Consider the following 3615-nt stretch of genomic DNA (forward strand, 5'->3'; position numbering starts at 1 on the left):
GGTGCCGCCCCCGCCCCGGCCCCCTTCACGCCGGGCGCCGGCTTCGCGCACCCGGCGCCCGGCCGGGCCCGCGCTTCGGACGCCGACCGGGCCAGGGCCAGCTGTTGCCTCGTCTACACCGTGGAACCGGAGGGCATGTGCGCCGGTTGTCCACGCGTCACACGACGTTGACGAATATCTGTCCGACACCGAATCCGGAAATCCCGGAATTTCAGGAATAACGCGCTCCACATGAGTCGTACGATGCGATTTTCCCTGGGTCAGAAATCCCTCTCCCCAGCGCATTGACGGCGAATCGGCCATTCCCCCGCCGAGCATCCGCCATGATGGTCCCCGCCATCACGACGCAGGAACGCGACGCAGGAAAGCGAGGCTGGTTCCGGCGATGAAATCGTCCGACGTACCACCGCTCGGCTGGGCCGTCACCGGACTCGCCGGGCTGCTGGTCACCGCGCTCCTGGTGGCCCTGGTCCGCAACCGGGGATCGGCCTCCACCGCCGGGGCGGACTCCTGGGAGCGCTCCGAGGAACGGCGCCGCCGCAAGGAGTCCCTGTACGGCGCCGCCTCCTACACCCTGCTGTTCTGCTGTGCCGGTGTCGCCGCCGCGCTCTCCTTCCACGGCCTGGTCGGCTTCGGCGTGCAGAACCTCGGCCTGTCCGGCGGCTGGGAGTACCTCGTGCCGTTCGGCCTGGACGGCGCCGCGATGTTCTGCTCGGTGCTCGCCGTCCGCGAGGCCAGCCACGGTGACGCCGCCCTCGGCTCCCGGCTGCTGGTCTGGCTCTTCGCCGGCGCCTCGGCCTGGTTCAACTGGGTGCACGCCCCGCGCGGCCTGAGCCACGCCGGCGCCCCCCAGTTCTTCTCCGGCATGTCGCTGTCCGCCGCGATCCTGTTCGACCGGGCGCTCAAGCAGACCCGCCGGGCGGCGCTGCGCGAGCAGGGCCTCGTCCCGCGCCCGCTGCCGCAGATCCGCATCGTCCGCTGGCTGCGCGCCCCGCGCGAGACGTACGCGGCCTGGTCGCTGATGCTCCTGGAGGGCGTGCGCAGCCTGGACGAGGCGGTGGACGAGGTCCGTGAGGACAAGCGGGAGCGGGCCCTGGACAAGGAGCGCCGCAAGCTGGCGGGCCGCCGCGAGCGGGCGGAGATCCGGGCGATCAACCGCGGCAACGGTCACTGGCGCGGCCGCGGCACCGGCGGCAGCGGAGGCGGAGGCGGAGGCACCGGCGGAGGCACCGGCGGAGGCGGCGCACGGCAGCTGGAGTCCGGCTCGGAGGCCGCCCTGGCCGGCGGGCCCGGGTCGGAGCCGCCGGCCGGTGCGCGGGAGGTGGAGGCGGCCGGGGGCACCGCCGTCCAGCCGGGCCTGCCGGCCCGTCCGGAGCGGCGCACCATCGACCTCACCGCCGACGAGGACACCGTGACGCTGCCCCGGCTGGACTCGCTGGAGCGCAAACTGAAGGACCTGGAGCAGCAGTTCGGCTAGCCGGTCCGGATCCGTACCGTCCGTACGGCTAGGCCGCCGCGCCCGTCCCGCTGAGTTCGAACCACATCCGCTTGCCGGAGCCGCGCGGCTCCACGCCCCAGGCGTCCGCCAGCGCCTCGACCAGCATCAGGCCACGGCCGGAGGAGGCCTGCTCGCCCGGCGTCCGGCGGGTCGGCCAGAGGTCCGACTCGTCCTCCACCTCGACCCGCAGCCGGGCCCGGCCGCCGTCGGCCTCCGGCTCCCGGTAGAGCCGGGCGGTGAACATCGCGTCCCGGTCGGTGTGCCGGATGGCGTTGGTGACCAGCTCGGAGGAGAGCAGTTCGGCGGTGTCGATGAACTCGGCGACGCCCCAGCGGCGCAGCGCGTCGCGCAGTTCGGCGCGGACCTCGGAGATCCGCGCCAGGTCGGCCTGGCCGATCCGGCGGCGCAGCTGCTGGGCGGCGAGCCCGCCCGCCGGGCCGTCCCAGCGCAGGAGCAGCAGGGCTATGTCGTCCTCGCGCTCGCTGGAGTCGGCGGCCTGGGAGGCTATTCGCTCGGCCAGCTCCTCCAGCGGGTCGCGGGCCGCCTCCTCACCTGTGGGCAGCGGGCGGGCGAGCACCCGGGTGAGCCGGGCGACGCCCTCGTCCAGGTCCATGCCGCGCGCCTCGACCAGGCCGTCGGTGCAGAGCAGCACGGTCTCGCCCGGGTCCAGGCTGAACCGGGTGACCCGGTACTCCTGGTCCGGGTCGATGCCCAGCGGCAGCCCGCCGGCCACCGGCACCACGGCGGCGCTGCCGTCGGCGCGGCGCACCACCGGGTCGAGGTGGCCGGCCCGGACGGCGTAGACCACGCCGTAGTCCACGTTGACCTCGGCGTAGGTGCAGGTCGCGAAGTGGTCGGTGTCCAGGTCGGCGAGGAAGCGGGAGGCGCGGGCCATCACCGCGGCGGGCGGGTGGCCCTCGGCGGCGTAGGCGCGCAGCGCGATCCGCAGCTGGCCCATGATGCCGGCGGCGTGCACGTCGTGGCCCTGCACGTCGCCGATCACCAGGCCGACGTGCCCGCCGGGCAGCGGCACCACGTCGTACCAGTCGCCGCCGATCTGCAGCCCGGAGCCGGCCGCGAGGTAGCGCACGGCGGTGGTGACGCCGGGGACGGACGGGACGGTGCGCGGCAGCATCACCCGCTGGAGGCCGGCCGCGAGCTCGTGCTCGGCGTCGTGCAGCCGGGCGCGGGCCAGCGACTGGGCGACCAGCCCGCCCAGGGTGGACAGCAGGGTGCGCTCGTCCGCGTCCAGCTCGCGCTCGTCGTCGAAGCTGACCACGCAGACGCCGATCGCCCGGCCGCTGGCCACCAGCGGCAGGTACGCCCAGGAGCCGCGGCCGGTCCGGCTGGTCTGCTCCCACACCTCCGGGTAGCCCGCGCGGAACTCCTCGCGGTTGGAGATGAAGACCGGCGCCCGGTGGCGCAGCGCCTCGGCGGCCGGGTGGCCGGGTGGCAGCACGGTGCGGTCCCAGACCGCGAGCGTCCCGGAGCGGTAGCCGGAGGCGCCGAGGATCCGGGTGCGTCCGGCCTCGAAGGAGGCGAGCACCAGGCCGTCCGGCGGCAGGCCGGGCAGCGGCAGCTCGGTGAACACCCGGGCCACGTCACGGACGGTGACCGCTTCGGAGAGGGCGCGCGCGGCCTCCTTGATGAACCGGGAGCGCTCCTCGCGCAGCAGGGCGAGCCGGTCGGCGCGGTCGCGCTTGTGCAGTTCGACGGTGGCGTCCCAGACGAAGCCGACCATCCGGGAGGCGCGGCCGAAGGCGTCCGCGAGCACCCGGCCGCGGAAGCGCACCGCGCGCATGGTGCCGTTCGGTCCGACGGTGCGGTAGTAGGCGCCGCACTGGCCGAGCTCGGAGACCGCGCGATCGACCCGGCGGCGCACCACGGGCGCGTCCTCGGGGTGCAGCAGGGCCAGGAAGGAGGCGGCGGTGCGGTCGAAGCGGCCCTGGTCCATCGTGTCCAGGCCGATGATCGCGCAGGCCCGCGGGTCGCCCTCCAGCACGTCGCGGCGGATGTCCCAGTCGAAGGAGCCGATGCCGTTGGCGGCCATCGCGGGCTCCAGCCAGTCCGGCATGTTGTCGGCGGAGGCCGGCGGCAGCCCGCCGGTGAGCGCCAGC

At 74.9% G+C, this 3615-nt stretch carries 3 protein-coding genes; 2 read left to right on the forward strand and 1 reads right to left on the reverse strand.

Going from position 1 to position 3615, the window contains the following annotated elements:
* Both J0670_RS40660 and J0670_RS33140 read left to right on the forward strand, forming a co-directional pair.
* Nucleotides 1–171, forward strand: a 171-nt coding sequence (locus J0670_RS40660; RefSeq protein ID WP_207815882.1) for a (2Fe-2S)-binding protein, incomplete at its 5' end; no start/stop codon positions are given.
* A gap of 214 nt (nt 172–385) precedes the next feature.
* On the forward strand, nt 386–1477 hold the full coding sequence (locus tag J0670_RS33140; protein WP_207815879.1) for a DUF2637 domain-containing protein: 1092 nt from the start codon (nt 386–388) through the stop codon (nt 1475–1477).
* A 28-nt stretch (nt 1478–1505) separates the two neighbouring features.
* Here J0670_RS33140 and J0670_RS33145 read toward each other — a convergent pair.
* The coding region (locus J0670_RS33145; protein WP_207815881.1) for a SpoIIE family protein phosphatase at nt 1506–3615 on the reverse strand (2110 nt) is incomplete at its 5' end.

This window comes from Streptomyces sp. FH025, from assembly GCF_017427025.1.
Taxonomy (GTDB): domain Bacteria; phylum Actinomycetota; class Actinomycetes; order Streptomycetales; family Streptomycetaceae; genus Kitasatospora.